The sequence below is a fragment of the Colwellia sp. NW0002-52-1 genome (assembly GCF_057550865.1).
Genome location: NZ_BAAJLU010000062.1, coordinates 1 through 430, shown reverse-complemented (window position 1 = coordinate 430; position 430 = coordinate 1). Strand labels below are relative to the sequence as shown.

Below are 430 nucleotides of genomic sequence, written 5' to 3'. Positions count from 1 at the left end.
CCTGTGTCAGGATAGTTGTCGCCTCTAACTTTTAGTAGAGGCAGGTAATATGAGTCGTAGATTTACTCAAGAATTTAAAGCACATGCAGTTGAAAAAGCGTTATCTCAATGTGATGATGTTCGTCAGGAAGATATCGCTCATGATTTAGGTGTGGGCTATTCAACATTACAACGATGGATAGCGCTTGCAAAAAATCATGAACTTGAAACTCAAAACAATGGCAACCCAATGACAACAGAAAAACGACCGCAAGATTGGAGTTTAGAAGACAGACTCAATGCGATTATTGAGTGTGGAAACTTGGATGACGCAGCCATTAATCAATACTGTCGCGCTAAAGGACTTTACCCGCATCATATCCAGCAATGGAAAAAGGATTTTGCTAAAGGGCCTTCAACTAAGCCGGTAAAATCAGATAGTAAGCAACTT

At 40.2% G+C, this 430-nt stretch carries 1 protein-coding gene; it reads left to right on the top strand.

Features of this window, described 5'->3' with window-relative positions; genetic code table 11:
* Nucleotides 1–49 precede the first annotated feature (49 nt).
* Nucleotides 50–430: transposase (locus tag AC27H3_RS18100; RefSeq protein WP_487108114.1), on the top strand; the 381-nt coding region annotated here is incomplete at its 3' end.